Origin of the sequence: Bacillus sp. FSL R12-0074 (assembly GCF_038005725.1) — a bacterium.
GTDB lineage: Bacteria > Bacillota > Bacilli > Bacillales > Bacillaceae_G > Bacillus_A > Bacillus_A mycoides.
This window is the reverse complement of record NZ_JBBOTR010000002.1, coordinates 56,692-79,627: the sequence shown is the minus strand read 5'-3', so window position 1 is coordinate 79,627 and position 22,936 is coordinate 56,692. Positions and strand designations below refer to the sequence as shown.

Sequence of the window (22,936 nt, the reverse complement as noted above, 5' to 3'; positions counted from 1 at the left end):
AAAATTACCTTTTTATGGATATATCATTTTACCATGTTAAGTTATTTTATTACTAGCTACACATATTTACTTTTTCTTGATACTTTACAATGCTCTCTTTTGTAGCCGGATTCTGTTCGGCATTTTTTAATTGTTTAAGAACATTTTTCGCGTCGTCACAACTCATTTTTTCTCGTTCTTTATCCTCAAATGATTGTGCTCTCCTTTTTGCATATTCTAAACTTTCTTGTTCCTCACGTGCTTCTTTCTCTGTCTTCTTTTGCTTTTGCACTTTAGCTTCTTGTTGTTTATGGGTTTGTTCCTGCTTCGCTTTCTCTATTTCCGCTTGTTGTTGCGCCTCAGCTTCTTGACGTTGCTGTTCTTCTTGCTTCGCTTTTTCTTCAGCCTGTCGTTGTGCTTCGGCCTCTTGACGTTGCTGTTCTTCTTGTTTCGCTTTCTCTACTGCCGCTTGTCGTTGCGCCTCAGCTTCTTGACGCTGTTGTTCTTCTTGTTTCGCTTTTTCTTCAGCCTTCTGATCCTTATCCGCTTCTTTTTGTGATTTTTCTTCAGCTTTAGAGTCATTAGAAGTACTTGCGGTTTCATTAGATGAACATGCTGCTAATCCCATAAATAAAGTGCAACAAGTAAGTGTTTTTAATAGTTTATTGTTCATAATATGTATCCCCCAGCGTCTAAAATGTAAGATTTCTCAACTCATAGTAGCAAACATGTTATTCGTATATTGTCATATCATGTCGAACGAAAATAAAAAAAGACACCCTAAGGTGCCTTCCTCCGACTTGAACCATCTTAATTTTAATAATATGTATTGGACGCCCATCTTCAACGAATGGAAAGTAGAGATGATTCAATTATGTACCGATCTGGAGCGTCTCCTATATAGTCAAAAGGATAACAAGTTGTTAATGTTAATGTTGGCTCACTTTTGTCTACAATAACTGTTCGATCTTCTGAATCTGTTATCCAATGCTTGTTAATTCTATATGTATATGTTTTATTTTCATATTCCACGATAAGTTGGTCATTTTCCTTTAGTTGACCAAGCTCGGTAAAAACAGTATCTCTATGCCCACTTAAAACTGTATGCCCATTTCCAGATGGTGTAGTAGTTAAATCACTAACAAACATACCTACACCTTTTTTCAGTACTTTATCGTCAGCTCCCCAATATACAGAGTATTTCTTTTGTATTTTAGGGATAATTAAATATGCCACTTTATCTCCTAATTGATGGTTTACCTTTGAAGAGGGAATTTGTACAGGTTCTTCAGGTTGTAATGAAGTCTCAGTCTCTGTTTGATTGATGTTTGTTGTTTCATTTTCTTTAGAAGGTGTGGAGGTCTCATAGTGTTTCGCTTCGTTAGTCGTTAGCGACTCTGCTGATTGTCTAGCTCCATACCATTCTAGAAAATAATAGGAAAAGATAGTAAGTCCAATAACAGTTAAACATAAGCCTATCCATTGTTTTTTATTCACTTTTATCACTCCATTTGAAAACGACAGGATTTCTCCTGCCGTTTTAAGGAACTATTTTATGCGTTTGTCTTTTTACGACGGAACATTAATACAGATCCAGCTAATGCTAAGCCTAAGCTTGCTAACATCATTGTAACACCGTTTGATGCTGTATTAGGTAATTTTTCACCTTGTTTTTTAGTTTCTTTTTTCACAACTGTATTAGTATTTTTCTTTGTTTCTTTTGCAGTTGTTTGAGGCTTAGTATTTGTTGTTTGGTTGTTTTGTTTTGAATTCTCTTGCTTAGTGTTTTCTTGTTTAGCAGGTTCTTGCTTAGTATTTTCTTGTTTAGTTTGTTCTTGAGGCTTAGTAGTTTCTTTATTTTCTGTTGTAGTATTTGTGCTTGTTGGATACTTATAATCTTCACATGGAATGCCATCTTTATCATTGTCTAAACGATGTGGATCATTTCCAACACCATATCCGTTTTGATCCCAGAATGCTTGAGCATCTTGTTGGCTTTTAAAATGTCCACAGTTTTTTGTATCATTAGGACTTTTTGCTGCAAATGCAGAAGAACTGTACCCGACTGTTAATAATGTGAACGCTGTTGCTGAAGCTAATAGTTTTTTCATAATTTTCTCCATCTCCCTAAATGGTATGTATTTACATTGAAATATTTTACATTTAAAAAATTAAAAATACAATAATAATTTGTAGATAAATGTAAGATTTCTAGATAATAATAGCAAACTATTAATTTGTATATTGTCATATCATGTCGAGCGAAAATAAAAAAAGACACCCTAAGGTGCCTTCCTCCGACTTGAACCACTTTAATTTTAATAGTATGTATTGGATATTAAGTAAACACGTCCTATAAAACAGAATCATTTATTTTCACCAGATTGTTAGTGTACAAATACAAGAGAATCGAGATCGTTTGTTTGGCTAGATTAAAGCAACGCCACATCTATATGCTTGAGATATGTTACGTCTTCTAATCGGAGAATCTGCTTTATAGAACGTGTCCACAATTTATATTTTACTACATGTAATATTTATTTAGTGTAATTTTAACAAATATGTATAATTACATAAAGTTTATGATAAATAGAGAGTATACTTTGGTATTGTGTAATAAAGATATAGCCCACCTACGGAAATGGGTGGACTTTTTAAAGCATAAAGAAAAGACACCCATATAAGTGAACTGTACCCTATAAAATGGACAGTTTAATAAAAAAGCCCTGAAAAATCAAGCACTTAAAAGGTGGTTCCGATATTCGATCGGAGCCATCTTTTTTAATGTCCACTGATAACGATTATAATTATACTCCTCCATATAATCCTTTATGTTGAGCTCAAGGGATTCAAAGGTTTGACAATCTTTATAATCTAATTCATCTTTCATATGACCAAAAAAGGATTCCATTGGTGCATTGTCTAAACAATTGCCCCTACGGGACATAGATTGTCTGATCCCCATTTCTCTTACACGTTTCTGAAATTCAGGGTGTGTATAATGAATACCTTGGTCTGAATGTAGAAGCGCTTCAGGATGAATGACTTCTCCTAATCTCTCTTTCAAGTTATCTAATGTTTGATAGACGATATCCATTCGTAAAGAGGAAGAGACATGATAGGCTAAAATCTCTCGTGTTGCGCTGTCTTTTACACATGATAAATAAGCCTTCTTTCCTTTTCCATAAAATAAATAGGTAATATCCGTTAACATACTTTTTTCAGGCTCTTCTTGATTGAATTGGCGTTTTAAAAGGTTCGGACATGTTTTATGTTCTTGTGTCGCTTTTGCGATGTGTTTATAAGGATTCGCTCGGCGAATCTTTGTCACAAGGTTATATTTACGCATAATACGGTAAATACGCTTGAGATTCATACAAATTCCTTTTGTCTTTTCCAACACCATTTTGATAGAACGACCACCACATGTTTTCCCTTTTCGATTAAAAATTTCTTGGATCCATTCATAATCTGTTTCATCATTGCGTTCTTTTTCCAGCTGTTTATCTGTCTGATGAAGCCACGCATAGTATCCACTCCGACTTACCCCAGTCAGTGTGCAAAGGTAACGCACCATACGTGGGAATTGGAATCGACGTATGGTTTGTTCAATCAGTGTGTATGTTTCTCGTGGTGTTAACGCTTCTTCTGTAACGCCTGCCTTTCGAGTTCGTCTAACTTTTTTAGGAATGTCAATTCCGCTTCTAAAAACGCAATACGTGCTTCCGCTTTCTTTAATTTTTCATCAGAAGAGAGGGGTTTTTCCGAAGGGCGTCCCGTGCTTCCTTTCCCGCGGCGTTCTGTATAAAAGCCTTCCTCACCAAATTGTTCAAAGGTTCTTCGCCAACGTTTCAAGCATTGTTTTGGTTTCTTCTCACCGATCACAGCTAAGTCAAACCCATTCTCTAAAAAGATTTGGCTAGGACCTTTTCCTTGTTGATTTTCTTTTACCGCTCTTACTTTGAAATCTGAACAATAGCTAATCGAACGGTCCGACGCTTTTAATACATTTTTATTTTTTTCTAGCTGTTTCATTTGAATTTCGTTAAAAATAATTTTACCCATTCTCCGTACCTCATTTCTATCGTTGGTTCCATTATAACGAGGTTTTTTGATAAAAATACACAAAAACCCCGAATCATGGGGCTTTTTTTAAGTGTCCATGATTCGGGGTACAGTTCATAAGAGTGTCCTTTCCGATAGTTTTTTTAGCAGAAACAAGCAGCTCCAATTTGAACCACTTTACTTTTAAAATTAAAGAATCTGCGTTAATGCTGAGTTCAATACACGTTGTGCAGTAATAATAACACCACCAGGTGCTATTCCGTAAACACTGTATAAACCACCGTTTTGATTAGGAACAATTTCAACTTCATATTGAAGCGCTTGTCCCAAAGTAGAGTGAACTAAACTTAAATTTACAAATTCAGAAGCATTAGCAGCCACATTAAAGTTTATCTGTTCGATTAATGTTCTTGTACCGTCAAGTCTAAAAGATCTAACTACCCCAGTAAGTGGACCTGCAGTACGATTGAGAATTTTAACCCTAGCTCTAGTTGCATTAGTAGGTTGATTTCCTACGTTTTCAATTGGACCAGTAGAGAAAGGCATTTTAAATACACCTCCTACTAAATTAAAGAATTAATAATCTATAGATTATAGTATTCAATACTTTATTAAAATGATCTAAATCAATTAACCAATTTGTTTTAAAAATAAAAATGAAGTTTACATAACCTATCATTATCAATAGATAAAGAAAGTAAACTTATGAATATTAGTTTACTTTCAGTGATAGAAGTAGAACCCCATACCCATCAACCCAATATTTTGGAGTACCTCCCAAAAAAATTCACCTCAGATACAACAAAAGAGCCTTACCTCTGTAGGCAAGACTCCACTAGTGGAGTTATATAGTATTTACATAGCAAATAAGAAACATAAAACATATAATACCAAGTAGCAGAACCCTAACATTCCGCCTATAGCTAGTACCTGTTTAACCCAGCTCTTGATTTTCAGATTACTATCAATAATCGCTTGCACTCTTTCCATATCCGTTTCCTCCTATTAAGGAGAACCCTTAAAGACTCTCACCTCGCTATGATACCATTAAGGAATGACTAATAGAGGTCTAATTTTTGTCTAAATATATAAATATGCAATATTGCATATAAGAATGTATTGATAAAAATGTAAGCGTTTACTATAATAAAAGCATAAAGATAAATCACATCTTAGCATCAACAACAGAGGAGGAAATACTATGACAATTGCAATGGCAGTTTTAAAATTTGTAGGTGGAATCATTCCATTTGTACAAGAACTTTTAAAAGCAGTAATGTAAATTCATTATTCAGCAATTATTTATAAAAATTATCACATCTTAATACGAAAAAAGAGGAGGAAATAATATGGCAATCGCAACGGCAGTTTTAGCATTCTTAGGTGGAGTACTTCCATTAGTAACAACACTTATAAAAGCATTCATGTAATATAATTCTCTGCACTTATTTTTTAAAATTATCATACAAATGATCTGTATATCAAAGATGAATTGATGTGCAGATCATTTGTGTGAGCAAAGTCCCTTTAAGCATTATGAAGGGACTTTTTTAAATTTCTACATACTTGAGGTTCCGTCACATCAACATCAAGTTAAAGCACTTTTAAAACATTAAAAGGTGCTTTTTATTTATTATAAATACGAATGTAAACTTTTAGCCATTTGTTTACTTTCAAATTCACTTAAGGACACATTTTCTTGTTTCAAAAACCTCATGTTTATAAAGGTATACCTTTGTAAACGCTCGTTCACTTTTTAGGACGGTTCATTTGTAAAACTCAATAATTATGACTTTGCGCATAAATAATATAAGAAATAAATGGATATATATTCATTTGCTAAAAAAATAAGAATTGAAAGTTTTTTAATTTTTTTACAAATAGCACACAAAAATGACATACTTCTAGACTATTTTTATATAGAGGAATTATTTTTTGAAATGGTTACTACATATAAAGGAGACTTCAAAATGGATATGGATTCATATTATTGGGAAATGGTTAAGAAGAATATTGGTGTGTATTCTGAACAGGAACAAGAATGTCTTCGAAATAAGAAGGTCATTATTTTTGGACTAGGGGGAGTAGGTGGATATGAAGCAATTCTGTTTTCGCGAATGGGAATAGGGCATATTACCGGTGTTGATCCCGATGAATTTGAAGTTTCTAATATTAACAGACAAATGTTAGCGCTTTCTAGTGTTATAGGTGAACCAAAAGCAAAAGTTGCAGAACAGGTTGTAAAAGATATACATCCCTATATATCAACAAATTTTATACAAACAAGAGTAGATGAAGATAATGTAATCGAGCTTATAAAAGGGCATGATATTGTAGTAGAAGCCGTAGATGATATGCCTTCAAGAGTTATTATACATAGAACAGCTAGAGAATTAGGCATACCAAGTGTGGGGATGTCAGGTAGCCCCCCAACACGAGGATTTGTTTCTACATTTTTTCCAACCGGAATTCCTTATGAAGAAGCATTAAACATCTCAAGTGTCGGATGCAAATTAACAAATCAAGAATTAAGACAACAGATTGCTGATATAAAGAAAAGTCGAGCTTGGTATTCTGTGGAGAAAGGCGCACCAAAAGAGTGGGCGCAAGATTTTTGTGATGGAAAAGCAGGCTGGATTATCACACCGATGCGTGCTCATCTATTGTCACTATTTAGCTTTCATGAAGCAATACAAGTTTTAACTGGTCGTGAACCTCTAGCTAGAGCGCCTAAAGGCATTGTAATGGATTTAGATAGTCATATCCCGGTTCAAGTAAAAGAAGTCCCAAAGGGTGGATGGGATTATAAAACACTGTAAGGAGGAATATAATTTGTTAACAAAAAATAATGATATGCAAAATATATATGAAGAAAGTTTTACGCGAAATATTGGTGTTATCTCTATAGAGGAGCAGGAGAAATTAAAAAATTCTCGAGTTACTGTAGTTGGAGCAGGGGGCGTAGGAGGAATTACACTCATCCAATTGGCGCGAATGGGTGTGGGTTCTTTACATGTTATTGATCAAGATGTATTTGAAGCAAGCAATATCAATCGACAAATGCTAAGTTCCAACAGTAAATTAGGACAGCCGAAGGCAGATGTTGCTTTAGAAGTTTTGCAAGACATTAATCCATTATTACAAATAGAGATAACGAAAGAATTTGTTACCGAGGACAATGCATTAGAACTTCTAACGAATACAGATGTCATTATAGATGCAACTGATAATTTAGTAGCGAGAGTAATTATCCATCGTACAGCTCAAAAATTAGGGATTCCTTCTATTTGGATTGCAGTTACACCTCCCTTTAGAGGTGGCGTCATGTCTTTAACTCCTGACTCTACGCCTTATGAAATCGCGTTAGGATATCCGTCTTATCAACAAGAACTAACACCAGAAATGCAAAATAAAATTCATAAATTAAAAGATGGACGTGCTCTTCATTCGATCAAGCATGGTGCGGATGAGAATTGGGCAAATAATTATGTACAAGAAGATCGTCCATGGGCTGTACTGTCTCCCGTTGCGAATATCGTAGGCATTCTGGCAAGCTTTGAAGCATTTAAATTTATAATAAATCGAGAAGACTTAAAACCTGTAATAAGTCCAAATTTAATACAAATTAACCTTGCAAATCAAAATATGGTACATGTGTCTGTACCTGAAAATGATAGTTGGGATTATACAACATTATAGATGAGGTAAGAGAATATGCTTCCTTTTTTGTTACTGGGGATTATTGTTACACTCGCTCTACTTGTTAAGGATTATGCGCTAGCTGGTGCGGCTTGTTTATTAGGAGTTTTACTTGCTGTTGGACAAAAAACTTTATTACATCTTATTCAACAATATTCTTTTCCAATTGGTATTTTCTTTCTGATGCTATTCCTTTTAGTACCAATTACATCTGGAAAGATTACCAGTGAAAACGTAATAAAATTAATTACCTCTCCTATCGGATTAGGATCCATTCTAGCAGGTTTTACTGTGTCATACATAGGAGGAAAAGGTGTAGGAGTTCTACCTATGAATTCTACGATATTGTTAGGTGTCTTAATAGGTACTCTTATTGCCGTATTATTTACAAAAGGGTTACCAGCCGGATTAATTATTGCGGCTGGGATCATAGCTATCATTTCTATGAAATGAAAGGAATATTCTAAATGAAGATAAAATGGACACATATTAGTTTAGTAGGGATTTTTTTGATAATACTTATGTCTAGTTGTTCTAATATCAAAGAAACTTCTCAAAATGATCAAACTTCTAAAGTGGTAAAACAAGAATTAGAAATTCAGCAAGGAGAAGAAAATTTATTTTTACTTCATAAAAACTTAAATAATAAAAAACAGTATACATCTGATGAAATTATCTTATTTTTAGAACCATTTAGTGTACCTACAGCTCAAGCATTTGATGTACCAAAATTTTCATGGATGGATGAGTATGCCAGAAAAGGGTATGATACTTGGGCTATGGATTTCAGAGGGTTTGGTCGTTCTTCTCGCCCTAAAGAAATGTCAGATCCTCCTGCCCAAAACCGTCCGGTTATTCATTTGAATGATGCAACCAAGGATCTAGAAACAATTGTAAATTGGATTAAAAAGAAGAGAAACGTAAAAAGAATTCATATTGTTGGATGGTCATATGGAGGTGTTGTGGCTGGAAATTATGCAATATCCCATCCTCAAGATATTAATAAACTTATTTTATATGGGTATATGCACGGGTTCACACTTCCTATGATGACACAGCCTTTAGAAAACCCACTACAACCTAATCAGTTTAATCCTGAAGCACCAGCTTATCAAATGGTGGACTTTGATAAAGGAATGCATCATTGGCATATGATGATGGGAAATAAAAAAATTGTTACAGACGAAGCAATGGATGCCGTAAAACAAGTTTTTATTAATTCAGATCCTATGAGTAAGAAAAATAATCAAACGATTCGTCGACCAGTTGGTCCACTTGAAGATTTATTTTATATTTGGAAAAATCAGCCCCTATATGATGTATCTAAGATTACCACTCCATTACTTGTCATTTACGGGGAAGATGACATATTTGCAGACCGAAATATGATGTCAAAATTAACAAGTACAAAACAAAAAAAAGAAGTAGTAATCCCTGATGCAACACACTGGGCTGTTTATGAAAAGAATCGTAATACCCTATTCGAACAAACATTAAACTTTATAGAAGCGAAAGAAGGCAAACAGGAATGAAAAAGGGTTTACACATATTAGATGCTACCTTGCGTGAAGGAGAACAACAATGTGGTATTCGTTTCTCCAAGGAAGACAAAATTACATTACTTCACATGTTAGAGGATTTTGGAGTAAGTCTTATTGAAGTTGGACACCCTGGCATCTCTGAAGAAGAAGAAGAGATTTGCCGAGAAGTTGCAGCATCTGCAAAGCACGCCGAAATACTTATGCATGCTCGGGCGAAAAAAGAAGAAGTTCATGCGGCTTATCGTGCTGGTGCCGATTGGATAGGAATCTGGGCGTCTATTAATCCTATTTCTTTACAAACAAAGTATACCAATCGATCAAAAGAGTATGTTATTAATCAGGTGAAACATGCTATTGAAGAAGCAAAATCTTTAGGAATGAAAATCCGTTTTACTATTGAAGATGCTTCACGAACGGAATGGGAAGATATCGCCTACATTGGACAGATTGCACATATAGCTGGAGCAGATCGAATCAGTTTAGCAGACACTGTAGGAATTTGGGAGCCAGGTCAGTGTGCGACAATCGTGAAGAAATCTGTTGAGACATTCCCTTGTGAGATTGAAGTTCATCTTCATAATGATTTAGGATTAGCCATGGCAAATGCTCTTGCTGCAATTGATTCAGGGGCATCTGTCATTGATGCTACATTGTGCGGAATAGGTGAACGTGCTGGGATTGTTGATTTGCTAAATTTATCAGTATTTTTATCTCAAAAGCGTAATCTACAGTGCTTTAAACTACAGATGATTCCTGAATTAACGCAATCTCTCCAATTAGCTACTGGTTGTCAAGTAGATCATTGGAGACCGATTATTGGAAAGAATATATTTACTCATACTGCATCCTATCATATAAAAGCTGTTCAGCAGAATTACTCAGCATATGAGGGTATTCAACCTGAAATGATAGGCAGAGTAAGGAACATACAACAAAAACGTATAGAAAGAAAAGGGCCTCGGCTTTCAAAGTCTCTCCGAGTTAGTAAACCATTTGTAAAAGGAGCATCTGAGCTTTTATATCATCGTGATGGTCCAGGAGAGCGTTGGGTACAGATGGATTACAGAACTGATGAACGTGCTTCATTTTATGTAATACAGCGTGTATTTTACGACGCCCATATGGATGAGAACTTAGAAGGACATGTAGATACTCACGCACATCATTGTGATAGTGCCTTTATTTTCTGGGGGAATAGAATAGATGGTACAGGCCTCTTATGTGAAGTGGAAATTGAAGGAGAATTGCAAATAATTGAAAGTCCAGCATCTGTTTTTATTCCATCGGGGTTAAAACATAGGTACAAATACCTTTCGGGTACAGGGACATATACAAACATCGTACTAGCACCTAATTATAATTCTAGTTTGTTAGAGGAAAACTCATCAAAAGTATTTGTATATTAATTAAATAAAAAAGTTTTTATTTCTGTTATGATGATGTTTTAGTAAACCATCTGACTGATAAGAGTATAAGCAACCTCAATGTTCTTTATGTAAAAAAATAAAAAACAGATAGAATTCAATATGTTCTTTGAATTCTATCTGTTTTTTGAATGGCCCCAAAAAGAAGTAATCGTTGCCGTGCCCCCATTTAACTATATTTATATTTTATATAATTTATTAATATATTGATGTTTGTTTAAGGTATTTTATACAATATGAATAAAGACAGAATTTAGCTTAGCCAGCATATATAATTTAGCATAATAGGGGGCGCATAAATGAATGAATGAACGGTTGATGGTTGAATTAAATGATATAGGTCTATTAGTTGACAGATTAGATGAACATTTATTAGCCAATAAAGCTAGGATAGATAAGGATGACCTAAAGTCTGTTTCAACTATAGAAGAAAAATTTAGGGCAACTAATGTGGAACAACTAAGGAGTAGGAAAGGCCGTTTTAAGTGCTACGGGTGGCAATCCAACATTAGTATATTGAAGAATCAAAAAATATTCCCCTTTATTCTATGTCTAGGAATACTTGTCTCTTGTACTCCAAATAAATCAAATATAAAGCAAATCAATAGTACTTATCCAGAATTAAAAATAAATTATGATACATTTTATATGGCATCTACTTCCAATAATAAAATGTATTTACCTGTTGCTGATGATAGTAAAGAACGGCTACCTAATAAAATCCTTTCATATAACCTTTCAAACAAAGCAGAGGAAACTGTATTTCATTCAAAAATGGGTAGTGATGCAAATATACAAGGGGTACATGTTAATGAAAAATGGCTATTATGGAATGATACAAATGCTGTTGGCTCAAAAACTGTTCTTTATGGAAAAAATTTAAGTAATAACAAACAAAATAAAATTCATAAAACTAATGAAATTATAGAACCGTACCTTTATAAACATTATGTATCCTGGATGGAAATTAATGATCAGAAAAAAAATGCGGCTATTATACTATATGATTTAGAAACCAATACACAAACACAAATTGCCACCGTAAATTCCTATGACACAGCTAGTACTATTCTTCATATGAATGAAGATAAATTAATCTATACGAACTCTAACGAAAAACAAACTACCATAAGCATATATAATCTTAAGAGTAAACATACAATCACTTATTTAGTTCCACAAAATAATGTTTTAGCACCTAGAATTGTGGGTGATAAAATCGTCTATGTGAGCCTGTCTATCGATGAAAAAAACACTAACACTCAAATTGAAAATTATTTTATTTTGGATATAAACTCTAAACAGTTAACGCCTCTTTCTATTGAAGGTGTAAATAACAAGCAAGGGGAAACCATTGGGTCTCTGAGTGCAACTATGAATTATTGGGCTTTTACTACAGACGATCAAAAAGTTTGGGTGTATCAATTTAATAAAGAGGGTTACAAAAAAATCAAATTGGACATTCCAAATGTATTTCAATTACGCATGTCCGAAAATGGGGACACTAATATTATATGTGACAACCCAGATACTTTTCCAGAAAAAGTGCACGATTCTATCGTGTCTGTTTCATATGCTAAATTAAAAGCTAAATTCCAAAATGAAAAAACAGAATCCTATATTAAGTAGAAATCGGTATAACAATATATAATTATTTTATTTATAAAAAGTAAAACTAAGTTCTTGACTTTTATGATTTGTAAAACTGATTGCTAAATATCAATATAAAAAGCCAGTAACATCAGTACTTGTACATGATATTACTGGCTTTTTAAGTTTAACATTTTGTATCTTTTGTAAAACACGTTTCACCTTTACAAAAATTCAAGTATCCAAAAAGGTATACTTTTACAGACGTACCAAGAACTCACTACATATTTGAATACTTAGTAATGAGAAGTGAACCACAAGGTGTACCTTTTGATGTATTAGAATACTCCTGAAGAAATAAATAATTCTAATCATAAAGGGTAGTTAATATTAATTTGTTTTTGGCAGAGGTTTTGATAATTATAAATTCAACTTTTCTATTTTTGGGACGTTTCATTTACAGAAGATAGATAATAACATAATTTTCTCAATAAGGAATTTTCTGCTTTTAATATAATTTTTTCACAATTCATGGTATATCTGTATTAAGGGGACCTTTTCGGTTGATTAGGGAGAAAGATTATAAAAATGATATGGGAGGAACAAAAAATGTCATTGAAAAAGAAATTAGGTGTTGGAGTGGTTTCAGCCGCTCTTGGCTTATCTTTAATTGGTGGGGGAACATATGCATATTTTAGCGATCAAGTGGTGACAAATAATTCATTTGCTGCAGGTACATTGGATTTAGCTATGCAACCAACTACTTCACTTAACTTAGAAAATTTAAAACCTGGGGACAAAATATTAAAGAAATTCAATTTAAAAAATAGTGGTACATTAGATATTAAAGATATCATGATGAAAATAGACTATACTGTAAACGATTTAAAACAAAATAACACTACAGAAGATTTCGGTAAACATATTAAAGTACAATTTCTTTTGGATTGGGATCCTGCAAAAAGCCCTGTATACGAGACAACTCTTGCAGAACTAAAATCACAAAGCCCAGAGATTGCCTCCAAAGAAGTATTTCATTCTAAGTGGACTGAAACAGGGGGATTAAAACCTGGGAAAATGGATTGGTTTTGGATAAAGTTTGTATTTGAAGACAACGGCACAGATCAGAACGTGTTCCAAGGGGATAGTATTGCGCTAAAAATGGAGTTCCAAGCCAATCAAACAGATGGACAAGAAAGATAAATTTAAGAGCATATTACTGGTAAAAAGTAAAACTGAGCTTATGCCTTTTAATTATTTAAAAGATTGTAGGTTATTTAAAATGAGAAACAAAAAGAACTTGTAGGAATCCCTACAAGTTCTTTTTTAGATAATGTAAAAAAGTTAAAACAAACTATCTCATAATTTGAATCGGAGCAAACACTATAACCACGGGTTAATTTTATTATATACCAAATCTTAACATATGCACTTTTTGTATTTGAAAATTATGTGAATTAAGAAAATAAGATATTGCAACGGGCTGTCAATTCCTAAAAACACCAATTGTTCATTTCGTACAAAACACTTTAAATCAATATCTATTCAATAATAAATTATAAAAAATATAGGTATAGGTAAATAGAGAAGAATGTAGCATTCTTCTCTATTTACCTATTTTTATATTCATGATTAATTAATTATAATAAAATGAATTTCTTGTTATCACTAAATATAATTCTTAAAAACATGTAAAGCACTGCCATTCTGAACATGTATTATTGAAAGGGTTTGGAATTGTATATTTTCTACAAAAAACAAGATATAATTATTATTGAAGAGCAATTTGTAAGTCCCATTGAAATATGTGGTAAATTTACATGGGATATGAAATGCATATTCGAAAAGAGATAATGCACTTAAAAAAGTGTTCTTATCTCTTTTTTACTTATATAATGAAGAAATCAATTGTTTAAAACATTTTGGCCATGAATCAATGTATTGAGGTACGGGATTCAATTTTCCATTTTGTTAAATTTCATGTTTATTATATAAATTTTATATAACAAAGAAAAAGCACCCGTTTTGGATGCTTTTAAATCTTTTCTATAATATAAACTAATGTCTTTTTTGATGGTGCATGATAAGAGTAACTTTGATTATTATGAACATATATTTCGTATTTACCCATCACTTTAAATCTTTCTGTTTCAGATTCACAGAACTTTGTTACAGAGTCGCATAAAATAGTTAAATCTTTTCTATTATTGCATAACAAATTAGAAATTTGTTTTTCGGTATATATTCCCCCTACCGCTAATTCTTTCAGCATCTCTTCATATTGCATAATTTCTCCACCTTCCCAATCTATTCATTCAACAGAAAACATAATTATCCTTTTATTCAAATGAACAAAAATCTATCGCCGAAGTGACGGCTCTAAAGAGGATGGGAGAAACAAAGAATCTTCCTAGTTCCTTTTCTAATCGTTCTAACGCACCAACACACTCATTAGCTACGGTAGTTAATTCCTTAATGTTTTCGTTAGCTTTTTTTTATCTATATCAACTTTCACTTAAACTACATTCCATATCTTTTCGAGAAAATTGTACGCTAAGAAGTTTATAAAGGTTGGAATCACTTAACAGGCGTTTATAAATGTTTTCGTTCATAGTTATAAACGTGATAATCTTTGATTTTATAGGGAAACAAGTTATGTCCTTAAAAGGGGTCCACCACATCGCTATCAAGCTAACCCAAAAATACCCCCTAAAATGAAAAAATACGCTATTCTTTCTGTAGAATCAATCGAACGAATTCGTTCGATATCTTTTATTTGGATAAAAACCACCGATTCATTAAATCGGTGGTCTTATGTTTATATATTATATATTTGTATCAGTATCGAATTTTTCCAGTACTTTTAATAAAATAGTTAAAATGATTGTGGACACAATAGCTACAATTAAAATACCATGAGGTGATAACTGTACCGAAGTTAATCCGATTTTTGCGATTCCAAAATATCCAACATAAGTAGCTAAGAATGATGTAACTACTGAAATTGTAAATCCTAAAAATCCTAATTCGTCTAGCTTTTGCTCAGTCAGTCCACATACACTTAAAATCTTAGTAAAAATAGTCGCAACGAGGAATAATCCGATAGATAAAAGGAATAATGAAATTGCTCCAGGATATACAATTTCATCTGGCATCCATTTTCCTAATGCTAGCATTAAAAATGCAGGTAGGAAAAGTGGTAAAAACAGTCCTAGAATTATTACTAAGCCCGCTGTTTTATTCGGTGTTTCATTATTATTTTGATTACTCATAAATCCTCCTAAATACTAAGATGAAAAATAACTTCTTAAAGAGTTCAATATATATTACCACATTAAAATCACCGAATTGAAATTATTTTTTATTCAGAAAATCGAGCGGGTTATCTACTATTTGTAAGCTGGGTACTCGGTGTTTTACTGTATACGTTATTTAGGGTTACCGCCAGCATTTCGGAAAAAACCCACGCTAAAAGCATGCAAGATTTTATACAGTTTTTCGGCTAATCTAATAACAAACGAGAATCCTAAAACTACGCCAGGATAGGAATGTATAAAAAAATGCATAGATCCATAGAACAAAAAAGGAGGTTCCCTTATGAGAGTAGGGGTTCCTCCTTGTCCTTGCTACCAATAATAGGACGTTATGTTAAACCATCCTGAATATTCTATACAGTCTACTCGTCACGTTTATTGTGCTGTTTCATAATTAAAATCCTGTAAAGGCAAACTAACTTAAAAAGCCTTTGGAGGAACTTATGAGACAATTTATCGTGACATTAGTAATGTGTATGACCATTTTTGTAAGTCCATATCAAGCACAGGCAAGTGCATCAGCATCCTTACCATGTAGTGTTATACTAAATCCACTCAACAAAGCAGACAAGAATGCCAAAGGGGTTGCTTTGGTCTATAAGGTGAAGTTAACAGGGAGTTTTCCACGAACAAACATAAGCATTCTTGGTGTACATCTACCTGACCCAAGCACTTTAGGTAATTACGATACATACGAAGGTTTTGCCTTCATTCCAGACAAAATTAGTTGGCGATTCAAACTGTATCCTTCTGAAGAGGATGATGATCCTACTTGGGCGGGGAGAATTGACATTATTACGGCAGAAATGAAAGGCGTACAGATTCAAGTACGCCCATCCAATTCCAAAACCGAAAAATTAGGATTACCTGTTTTAACAAACAGTATCAAAGCCTGTAAATGAAGAACAATCCATACACCTTCCAATAACGGAAATTATGTAAATATGAACCCCCTTCAGTAAGTAAACTGAAGGGGGTTTTTCTAGATACATGGAATACCGATAAGTAGGGTTATGTAAACTTATATAAACAGCTTATTTATAACGTAAAAAAACAGAAAATTCATGATATAATAGACCTTGTAATATCCATAATTCGGAAAAAATATTAGGAGGGAATTTATGCAATCATTTGTAAGACAAAATATAATTAATTATAAAACAATAGATAAGCTGTTTCTAATTTTAATTTTACTATCTGGTACTTTAGCTTTTAGCATAGATCAATTTTTATATGTTACATTTTTCTTATTAGGGATTATGTTTATATATAGAAGCATAAGAGATTTGTATTTAAATGTTTCATATATAATTATTGGTCTTGAATTAGTAGTAGGTGTATTTCTAGCCATATATATGGCATTTAATTATTTAGTTGTTTAGATGAAATTATAAAAAAGAATACTGCCTTTAAAGGTGGTATTCTTTTTTAGATTAATGAATTGTTTTTTTGTTTACAGGTTTCTTGAACTTTTTTATTTATAGGGTTTTGAATCATTTATAGCTAATTTTGTAATAAATTTCTCAATATTGATATACTTGTTAATTATGGTTTTAATATTCAAAATTAACAAAAAATAAAGTATAATAAAAATGTGATGGTTATCACTTATGTTTACTCCTTGTGCTGAAGATAAGATCGTATTCTCCGATCTTATCTTTTTTTGTTTGTAGAAATTTAATGCAAAAAAATAGAATCCTTATTATAAGGATTCTGCAACAAGAACTAACAATAATAAATCGTTATAATTATTGTATAACTCAACTAGTTTTACACGTATCTCGTCTGAACCCCTTCTATTTTTTTGACCCAAAAACACATCTCATGCCAAATTTAGTAACTGCATATGTGGTAGAAATCTTACGAATCGTACCTTCAGGAAAATCACCTATTCTTTTACGTAAAGTAGATGAATCTATTCCCCATTCTTCGCAAGCTTCAGTGCTACTCATAATTTCATTATTTGATAAATCAAGATCTCCCCAGTTTACATCCCTAAAAGGAAAATCTTCCATGTTATACAGTAATTCATCCAATATTATCTTCTCATCACCCTTAAAAACTATAAGATTATTTATATTAGAATTCTCCCATGAAATTTCCAACTCTTCCACACTTAAAAATTCACTATCTGCTAAGCCTTTAAAACTTTTTTTGGGGTTCTCCCATGTTAGATAATAAAGACCTTCCCTTACTTTAAATATAGCTAGATCCCATGTTTTTTCTGGATTCATTCCTTTATAAATTCTTTCTGCAATCATTCGTTTTCTCTCCTTAACTTTCACGTTTGCGTGATTTGTAGTCCTGTTATATCACGCAAACGTGAAAGTAGAAGTCTTTTTTATAAAAATAAAATATTAATTTTTGTTTGTAATCAAGTAACTTTGCACGTATCTCGTCTGAACCCCATAACGAAAACATTGTTATATCAAGGGATTTTACCTTAACGTACAGAATCTGCGAAATGTTGGTGCTACCCCATCGCTATCAAGCTAAGCTTATGCAAAGTCAATTTTAGGCGAGATTGTTTCTTTTTTCTAAAGGGCAAGTGTGGGTGATTGAAAGATTTGCATACGAAATAAACCCTAACGGGTTTCACTTTTTTGAATTAAGCGGCTTGATTATCAGGCATGGTACAATTGTAAACGACACCTAATATATCAAAGACCGTTTTTTTCTCATATCGATGAGATTTCCGCCCGTTTTGCTGTAGGAGATTGAACAGGCGAAGTAACACCTTTGATAGCTCTTGAGTGTTTTTTTGTATAGTTTGGAATAGAAGAAGAAAATAGTCTTTAATCATATATATGGCTTTATACTCACTAAGCTCTCGTTTTTTCTTCATGAGGAGCAATTGGCGCATTTGAAACATGATAGAAGAACAGAGTAGAATGGCAATCAACTGACCATATAAATGGCACTCCAATCGTTCTGGTTTTATCTTTTTACAATGATGAATTTGAAAGAATGACTTCCACGTTTTAAATAAAATTTCGATTTGCCAACGCAAAGAATACCAGTCATGTACCTGTCCCATCGGGACAATATCTGTAGGGGTGTTTGTCATATATACATTGATACCACTGAGTCGTTTACTACGAGGAGAATACTTCATTCCTTTCTTTTTTTCTCTTACAGCTTGATCTTGTAATCGTTTTTGTTGCTGTTGTTTTGTTAATCGATGAACAATTACACGAGCTGGCACTTTATCAATCATTCCTACATAAGCATCAGCTATTTCACATGTTTGTCCTGGTTGAAGGGAGTTCATTAACGTCTCCATATCTATCTGTATATACTCTGTACCTTTCTTAATTCTTCCATCTTGAAAATAATCAGGGTTAGGATTTTTTTGATAAATACGTGTATTTGACTTGATACGAGAGATATAGTAGGCCTCGTTATCTTGTATATATTGAAGGTCTTTTAAATGAAAATAACCTAAATCTCGGATACATAAATCATTCGCTGTCACAGTTGGGGCACACAGAGAGCCGTAAGTGCGATCATGTTGTTTACCTGGACCTGTATGAATATGTAGGAACTGTCCACTTAACAAATCATACTCAAGTTGAATTTTTATCCCAGCTGTATGGCTGCATCCTCCTGCACCTGGATAAACCGATGAAAATACATCCGGGAGTTGAAATGCAGTTGAATCTAAAATACGAATACGCTTGAAAACAGAAGTATATGGAGAAGAAATCGGCATAGATGAGATCAGTTTTTGGTTTAGTAGTTCAGCTAGTATGTGTTGTAAAAGTTGGACGGCCGCCTTATTAAATCGTTGATTCAGTCCTTCAGGACTGATAAGCACTGCTGTTGATGCTTCTAAACAGCTAGATAACTGAGTTAAAGAAGTCATAGCTACATTTTGGCTCACCCATACACATAAAGCGACTAAATCTTTTGCTTGGTACTTACTGGTTCGTTGTACAAAACCAACATCTCTAGCAAGATCCCGTAAGGTATTTGGAGATAAAAAACTTTGAATCTCTTGAGCAAATAGTTGTAATTCGTCAGACACAGAAACAGACATAAAAAACGCCATCCTTTCCTATGATTCTACAGAAAGAATAGCGTATTTTTTCATTCTAGGGGGCATTTCTTTTTATTAGCTTGATAGCGATGGGGTGCTACCCATAATGGAAATGTAAAAATTCATGCCTCTTTTACAACTTTAGTTTATCAATGATAAAACCTATTCAAATTGGAAATCCGAATAGGCTTTATCGAAAATTTGAGTAATACTTAAGGACGTTTTTTTATAAGAATAATGCTTTAATTTCCCTTTAAAATCAAGGAAATTCATATAATCATAATCAAACTGCTTTTTTAGCTTTTACTACACCAAAAGCGTTTTTTCTCATGCTATAAAATTGAAGGATTAAAGAGATAGCCATCGAAAGGATTGCGAAGTATATTAATGCTATAGTTCCCATTCCCAAAGATATAACTACTCCACCTAGTGTAGCTCCTACTGCACTCCCTAAATAGTTAATAGAACTATTTAGAGCAACCGCGGCACTACCGTGTTTAGGTTGATAAGATAGTAAAATGTGTTGTTGAGGTGCGCCAGATGCCCATCCCATAGCTCCCCAGATGAAGAATGGTAAGTACTTTATTATAGAGAGATTAATCATTAACGGAATGCATATTACAGAACATGTCAAAATAATTAAAATCATTGCCATTAATGTTTTCGGTTTTTTAAAGTAATCAATTAAGTATCCAATTAATACACTACCAAATAATCCGCCTAATCCCCATGCCCACAAATAAACTGTTAGCTCGTTTGAATCGGTTAGGTCATGAATTAAAGGTGATAAATACGTATATAAACCTAAACTCGCGATACTTGCAAAGAATGTTATTAATACAGTTACTGTTACTCTTTTATCTAAGAACATTGCAAGCCTTTCTTTCATAGCAGGTGGTGCTGTAACTGGAACCTGAGGTAGAAACTTAAGAATACTTAAAGCAGCAACAACACTAAGTACAACTACAAACCACATTGCTAACTGCCAATCAAATTGATTGGCAATATAAAGACCTATAGGAACACCCAATACAGTTCCCATACTCATACCACCTATTGTTAATCCTAATGCCCGACCTTTTTTTTCGACTGGAACTAACATGGTAGATCCTGCTACCGCCATTGGTGAAAATAAGCCTGCTCCGATACCAGCAATTGCTCTTGATACCAAGAAAATAGAAAAATTTGGAGCTATGGCTGTCAATGCATTAGCAAGCCCAAAGATTACTATGGAAATTAATAAAACTTTTTTAATAGGTTTTCCTGCTAAGAGGGACGCAAATAATGGAGCAGATATTGCGTAACATAGTGTGAATATACTTACAGCTTGTCCCACCTGGGAAGCACTTTTTTGATAAGTCTCACTTATTCCAGGAACAAGCCCTGCAATAATATAGGCATCAAATCCTAAGGCAAACATACCAATCGCCAAAAATAGAACTTTTTTCATAAATAAACCACCTTTACATATTTAAAAATAAGAGAATTTCTAAAATAAACCTCTATAAGCACAGTATTTGTAATAGTTTGCTTTTCGAAAGTCTTAATTTTGTAACTAAAATAATTAATTTCAAAAATATAAAATATCAATATTAAGTTTAATCACTATTTAGGATTTCTAGATTACTAATTGAGTTAAAAATCCCCTGTAAATAACGCTATTAAAATTAAAAAATCTGCAGATTTGGTTAAATAAATCCAGGGGGGTAAGTGTTACTCTTTTTGCTTTAATATGTTAATATTAGTATACAAAATAGGGGTAATTAAATAAAATGAATAATATTAATGCAAGGGATGAAAACAACTCATGAGTATCATTAAGTATGAAATTTTTGAAGCAGTAATCAAAACAGGAAGTTTTACTAAAGCCTCTGAAATTTCAAATATGACTCAATCAGCAGTGAGTCATGCAATTTCTAACTTAGAAAAAGAATTAGGAACTTCTTTGTTCACAAGAAATGGACGTAGCATTACATTAACCCCTAATGGAGCAAAGGCGTATGAGTATATTAATGAGATACTTACAATAAATCGAAAGTTAGTGAAAACTGATTTTTCTGATCCGTCAAGATTGCCCAAAACACTTACAATTGGAACGTTTACAAGTATCAAAAACCATATTTTGCCCCAAATAATTAAAAATTTTAATAGCTTATATCCTTTTATTGAACTTGTTATTTTTGAGGGCACATATGATGAAATTGAAGATTGGGCATTAAATAGAGTTATAGACCTTGGATTTACCATTACCGAAAATCCAAATTTAGTATCCATTCCTTTCTTAGAAGATGAATTAGTCATAGCAGCTCCCAACGGTGTAGAAATTTATCAGAATGATAGTTTATTAAGTGATTTCTTTCAAAAAAATTCTATCATTATGCCAGCTGCACCTTATCGAAAACAAGTTGAAAACTTTTTAAATAAGCATAACTTAGTACCAAATATCCATTCACACATAAGTGACTGCAATACAATTGTGAAAATGGTTAATTTAGGAATAGGAATTTCTATAGGACCAAAATTATTTTTAAAATCTTTTGAGCATATACAAATTCACAAACTTCCAGATAGGCACTATAGAAACATATACATTTCACATCCAATTCCAACTATGGATACTCCTACACAGGAGCACTATGTACAAGAATTTATAAAAATAGCAAGGAACTCGATATAGTTCCTTGCTATTTTTTATCCTAATCGTCCAAATCCACTTTGCTCGCTTAATAAAACCCGATTATCTGAATGGTTATATGTCACCGTATAAAAGTCCAGTTTACTAGAATCAATTTTATTGAGTAATTCTTGTAAGCACATCGCATCTTTTAAATTTGGAAATCCATAAGAAGGTTCTTGTTCTAACATCACATAGTCAGTAATATCTCTTACAACATTAATGATTCTTTCTAACTTTCTATCACCAACATAATCTTCATCTAGATAATTAAAATCCAATACTATCTCTTTTTGATTATCAGTTTCTGTCCAAATACTTAGAGAATCTTCATACCAGTTTGGTGTATCAAAAGCAAGTTGTGAAAAAACTAAGCGGTCATCATTATCAATAAATACAAAGTCTAACTCTCTTCTTCTAAATAAATTCACAAAGCTACTGTACCCAGTAACTATTGCTCCATTAATTTCGCCTACAATGGAAACACTGTCTGGAACGGCATCACCAGATATCGATTAATCTGATTACACTCCTTGAATGTTTTTTATGTTTAATTGAGAATCGAAATTTATCCACTGCATAAGATCCAAGGAGTGAATAATTTCACTAAT

22 protein-coding genes are annotated in these 22,936 nt (G+C 33.0%); 10 read left to right on the top strand and 12 right to left on the bottom strand.

The annotated features are described in order from the left end of the window. Nucleotides 1-52: 52 nt before the first annotated feature. From NSS97_RS28210 to NSS97_RS28185, 6 genes are all read right to left on the bottom strand, one after another. A complete protein-coding gene (locus tag NSS97_RS28210) occupies nucleotides 53-652 on the bottom strand; it encodes a hypothetical protein (RefSeq protein ID WP_016127961.1) in 600 nt (199 codons plus the stop codon). Between the two features lie 170 nt (nucleotides 653-822). Continuing rightward, a complete protein-coding gene (locus NSS97_RS28205) occupies nucleotides 823-1,476 on the bottom strand; it encodes a class D sortase (RefSeq protein ID WP_016127962.1) in 654 nt (217 codons plus the stop codon). Between the two features lie 56 nt (nucleotides 1,477-1,532). Then, nucleotides 1,533-2,090, bottom strand: a complete 558-nt coding sequence (locus NSS97_RS28200; RefSeq protein ID WP_016127963.1) for an excalibur calcium-binding domain-containing protein — start codon at nucleotides 2,088-2,090, stop codon at nucleotides 1,533-1,535. Between the two features lie 623 nt (nucleotides 2,091-2,713). Continuing rightward, nucleotides 2,714-4,044, bottom strand: a protein-coding gene (locus NSS97_RS28195) for an IS3 family transposase (protein ID WP_087944740.1) whose coding sequence is annotated in 2 segments (ribosomal slippage) — nucleotides 2,714-3,657 and nucleotides 3,657-4,044 — 1,332 coding nt in all. Because the reading frame shifts where the segments join, the coding sequence is not laid out codon by codon here. Nucleotides 4,045-4,233: 189 nt separating this feature from the next. Next, nucleotides 4,234-4,590: a hypothetical protein gene (locus tag NSS97_RS28190; RefSeq protein ID WP_016127964.1), complete on the bottom strand. Its 357-nt coding sequence runs from the start codon at nucleotides 4,588-4,590 to the stop codon at nucleotides 4,234-4,236. A gap of 309 nt (nucleotides 4,591-4,899) precedes the next feature. Beyond that, nucleotides 4,900-5,034 (bottom strand): hypothetical protein, encoded by a 135-nt coding sequence (locus NSS97_RS28185; RefSeq protein WP_016127965.1) that lies wholly within the window; start codon nucleotides 5,032-5,034, stop codon nucleotides 4,900-4,902. 980 nt (nucleotides 5,035-6,014) lie between these two features. Here NSS97_RS28185 and NSS97_RS28180 point away from each other — a divergent pair. From NSS97_RS28180 to NSS97_RS28150, 7 genes are all read left to right on the top strand, one after another. Next, a complete protein-coding gene (locus NSS97_RS28180) occupies nucleotides 6,015-6,863 on the top strand; it encodes a HesA/MoeB/ThiF family protein (protein WP_002144027.1) in 849 nt (282 codons plus the stop codon). A gap of 13 nt (nucleotides 6,864-6,876) precedes the next feature. Next, nucleotides 6,877-7,743, top strand: coding sequence for a HesA/MoeB/ThiF family protein (locus NSS97_RS28175; protein WP_002187956.1), 867 nt, complete (start codon nucleotides 6,877-6,879; stop codon nucleotides 7,741-7,743). A gap of 15 nt (nucleotides 7,744-7,758) precedes the next feature. Next, complete coding sequence (locus NSS97_RS28170; RefSeq protein WP_002161856.1) at nucleotides 7,759-8,196, top strand: DUF441 family protein; 438 nt, start codon at nucleotides 7,759-7,761, stop codon at nucleotides 8,194-8,196. Between the two features lie 14 nt (nucleotides 8,197-8,210). Then, on the top strand, nucleotides 8,211-9,275 hold the full coding sequence (locus tag NSS97_RS28165) for an alpha/beta hydrolase (protein ID WP_002187957.1): 1,065 nt from the start codon (nucleotides 8,211-8,213) through the stop codon (nucleotides 9,273-9,275). Then, the gene (locus NSS97_RS28160) at nucleotides 9,272-10,690 is read left to right on the top strand and encodes a homocitrate synthase/isopropylmalate synthase family protein (protein ID WP_002161854.1); all 1,419 of its coding nucleotides are present in this window, start codon (nucleotides 9,272-9,274) and stop codon (nucleotides 10,688-10,690) included. Before NSS97_RS28165 ends, NSS97_RS28160 begins: the two co-directional genes overlap by 4 nt. A gap of 321 nt (nucleotides 10,691-11,011) precedes the next feature. Continuing rightward, complete coding sequence (locus tag NSS97_RS28155; RefSeq protein WP_087996782.1) at nucleotides 11,012-12,337, top strand: hypothetical protein; 1,326 nt, start codon at nucleotides 11,012-11,014, stop codon at nucleotides 12,335-12,337. 570 nt (nucleotides 12,338-12,907) lie between these two features. Then, nucleotides 12,908-13,501, top strand: a complete 594-nt coding sequence (locus NSS97_RS28150; protein WP_002187960.1) for a TasA family protein — start codon at nucleotides 12,908-12,910, stop codon at nucleotides 13,499-13,501. Between the two features lie 832 nt (nucleotides 13,502-14,333). Here NSS97_RS28150 and NSS97_RS28145 read toward each other — a convergent pair. Both NSS97_RS28145 and NSS97_RS28140 read right to left on the bottom strand, forming a co-directional pair. Continuing rightward, the gene (locus NSS97_RS28145) at nucleotides 14,334-14,585 is read right to left on the bottom strand and encodes a hypothetical protein (protein ID WP_048517270.1); all 252 of its coding nucleotides are present in this window, start codon (nucleotides 14,583-14,585) and stop codon (nucleotides 14,334-14,336) included. Between the two features lie 538 nt (nucleotides 14,586-15,123). Then, a complete protein-coding gene (locus NSS97_RS28140) occupies nucleotides 15,124-15,570 on the bottom strand; it encodes a hypothetical protein (RefSeq protein WP_048517271.1) in 447 nt (148 codons plus the stop codon). A 485-nt stretch (nucleotides 15,571-16,055) separates the two neighbouring features. Between NSS97_RS28140 and NSS97_RS28135 the strand changes: the two genes are divergently transcribed. Next, entirely contained in the window at nucleotides 16,056-16,514 is a 459-nt protein-coding gene (locus NSS97_RS28135; protein WP_341114835.1) for a hypothetical protein, read from the top strand. Between the two features lie 219 nt (nucleotides 16,515-16,733). After that, nucleotides 16,734-16,994, top strand: a complete 261-nt coding sequence (locus tag NSS97_RS28130) for a hypothetical protein (RefSeq protein WP_003209860.1) — start codon at nucleotides 16,734-16,736, stop codon at nucleotides 16,992-16,994. 414 nt (nucleotides 16,995-17,408) lie between these two features. Here the strand turns inward: NSS97_RS28130 and NSS97_RS28125 are convergent, their stop codons facing one another. From NSS97_RS28125 to NSS97_RS28115, 3 genes are all read right to left on the bottom strand, one after another. Beyond that, nucleotides 17,409-17,873 (bottom strand): helix-turn-helix domain-containing protein, encoded by a 465-nt coding sequence (locus NSS97_RS28125; protein WP_098270702.1) that lies wholly within the window; start codon nucleotides 17,871-17,873, stop codon nucleotides 17,409-17,411. 347 nt (nucleotides 17,874-18,220) lie between these two features. Further along, a complete protein-coding gene (locus NSS97_RS28120; RefSeq protein ID WP_002184625.1) occupies nucleotides 18,221-19,651 on the bottom strand; it encodes an IS4 family transposase in 1,431 nt (476 codons plus the stop codon). 283 nt (nucleotides 19,652-19,934) lie between these two features. Next, complete coding sequence (locus NSS97_RS28115) at nucleotides 19,935-21,101, bottom strand: MFS transporter (RefSeq protein ID WP_107888415.1); 1,167 nt, start codon at nucleotides 21,099-21,101, stop codon at nucleotides 19,935-19,937. Between the two features lie 357 nt (nucleotides 21,102-21,458). On the opposite strand from NSS97_RS28115, the gene NSS97_RS28110 reads away from it, so the two are divergent. Then, entirely contained in the window at nucleotides 21,459-22,328 is an 870-nt protein-coding gene (locus tag NSS97_RS28110) for a LysR substrate-binding domain-containing protein (protein WP_107888416.1), read from the top strand. 14 nt (nucleotides 22,329-22,342) lie between these two features. On the opposite strand, the gene NSS97_RS28105 is transcribed toward NSS97_RS28110, so the two are convergent. Next, entirely contained in the window at nucleotides 22,343-22,756 is a 414-nt protein-coding gene (locus tag NSS97_RS28105) for a hypothetical protein (RefSeq protein WP_002169812.1), read from the bottom strand. Between the last annotated feature and the right edge of the window lie 180 nt (nucleotides 22,757-22,936).

Coding starts and splice junctions, on each gene's coding strand:
- NSS97_RS28210 (WP_016127961.1), bottom strand. CDS start 652: ATGAACAATAAACTATTAAAAACACTTACTTGTTGCACTTTATTTATG.
- NSS97_RS28200 (WP_016127963.1), bottom strand. CDS start 2,090: ATGAAAAAACTATTAGCTTCAGCAACAGCGTTCACATTATTAACAGTC.
- NSS97_RS28190 (WP_016127964.1), bottom strand. CDS start 4,590: ATGCCTTTCTCTACTGGTCCAATTGAAAACGTAGGAAATCAACCTACT.
- NSS97_RS28185 (WP_016127965.1), bottom strand. CDS start 5,034: ATGGAAAGAGTGCAAGCGATTATTGATAGTAATCTGAAAATCAAGAGC.
- NSS97_RS28180 (WP_002144027.1), top strand. CDS start 6,015: ATGGATATGGATTCATATTATTGGGAAATGGTTAAGAAGAATATTGGT.
- NSS97_RS28170 (WP_002161856.1), top strand. CDS start 7,759: ATGCTTCCTTTTTTGTTACTGGGGATTATTGTTACACTCGCTCTACTT.
- NSS97_RS28165 (WP_002187957.1), top strand. CDS start 8,211: ATGAAGATAAAATGGACACATATTAGTTTAGTAGGGATTTTTTTGATA.
- NSS97_RS28160 (WP_002161854.1), top strand. CDS start 9,272: ATGAAAAAGGGTTTACACATATTAGATGCTACCTTGCGTGAAGGAGAA.
- NSS97_RS28155 (WP_087996782.1), top strand. CDS start 11,012: ATGAATGAACGGTTGATGGTTGAATTAAATGATATAGGTCTATTAGTT.
- NSS97_RS28150 (WP_002187960.1), top strand. CDS start 12,908: ATGTCATTGAAAAAGAAATTAGGTGTTGGAGTGGTTTCAGCCGCTCTT.
- NSS97_RS28145 (WP_048517270.1), bottom strand. CDS start 14,585: ATGCAATATGAAGAGATGCTGAAAGAATTAGCGGTAGGGGGAATATAT.
- NSS97_RS28140 (WP_048517271.1), bottom strand. CDS start 15,570: ATGAGTAATCAAAATAATAATGAAACACCGAATAAAACAGCGGGCTTA.
- NSS97_RS28135 (WP_341114835.1), top strand. CDS start 16,056: ATGAGACAATTTATCGTGACATTAGTAATGTGTATGACCATTTTTGTA.
- NSS97_RS28130 (WP_003209860.1), top strand. CDS start 16,734: ATGCAATCATTTGTAAGACAAAATATAATTAATTATAAAACAATAGAT.
- NSS97_RS28125 (WP_098270702.1), bottom strand. CDS start 17,873: ATGATTGCAGAAAGAATTTATAAAGGAATGAATCCAGAAAAAACATGG.
- NSS97_RS28120 (WP_002184625.1), bottom strand. CDS start 19,651: ATGTCTGTTTCTGTGTCTGACGAATTACAACTATTTGCTCAAGAGATT.
- NSS97_RS28115 (WP_107888415.1), bottom strand. CDS start 21,101: ATGAAAAAAGTTCTATTTTTGGCGATTGGTATGTTTGCCTTAGGATTT.
- NSS97_RS28110 (WP_107888416.1), top strand. CDS start 21,459: ATGAGTATCATTAAGTATGAAATTTTTGAAGCAGTAATCAAAACAGGA.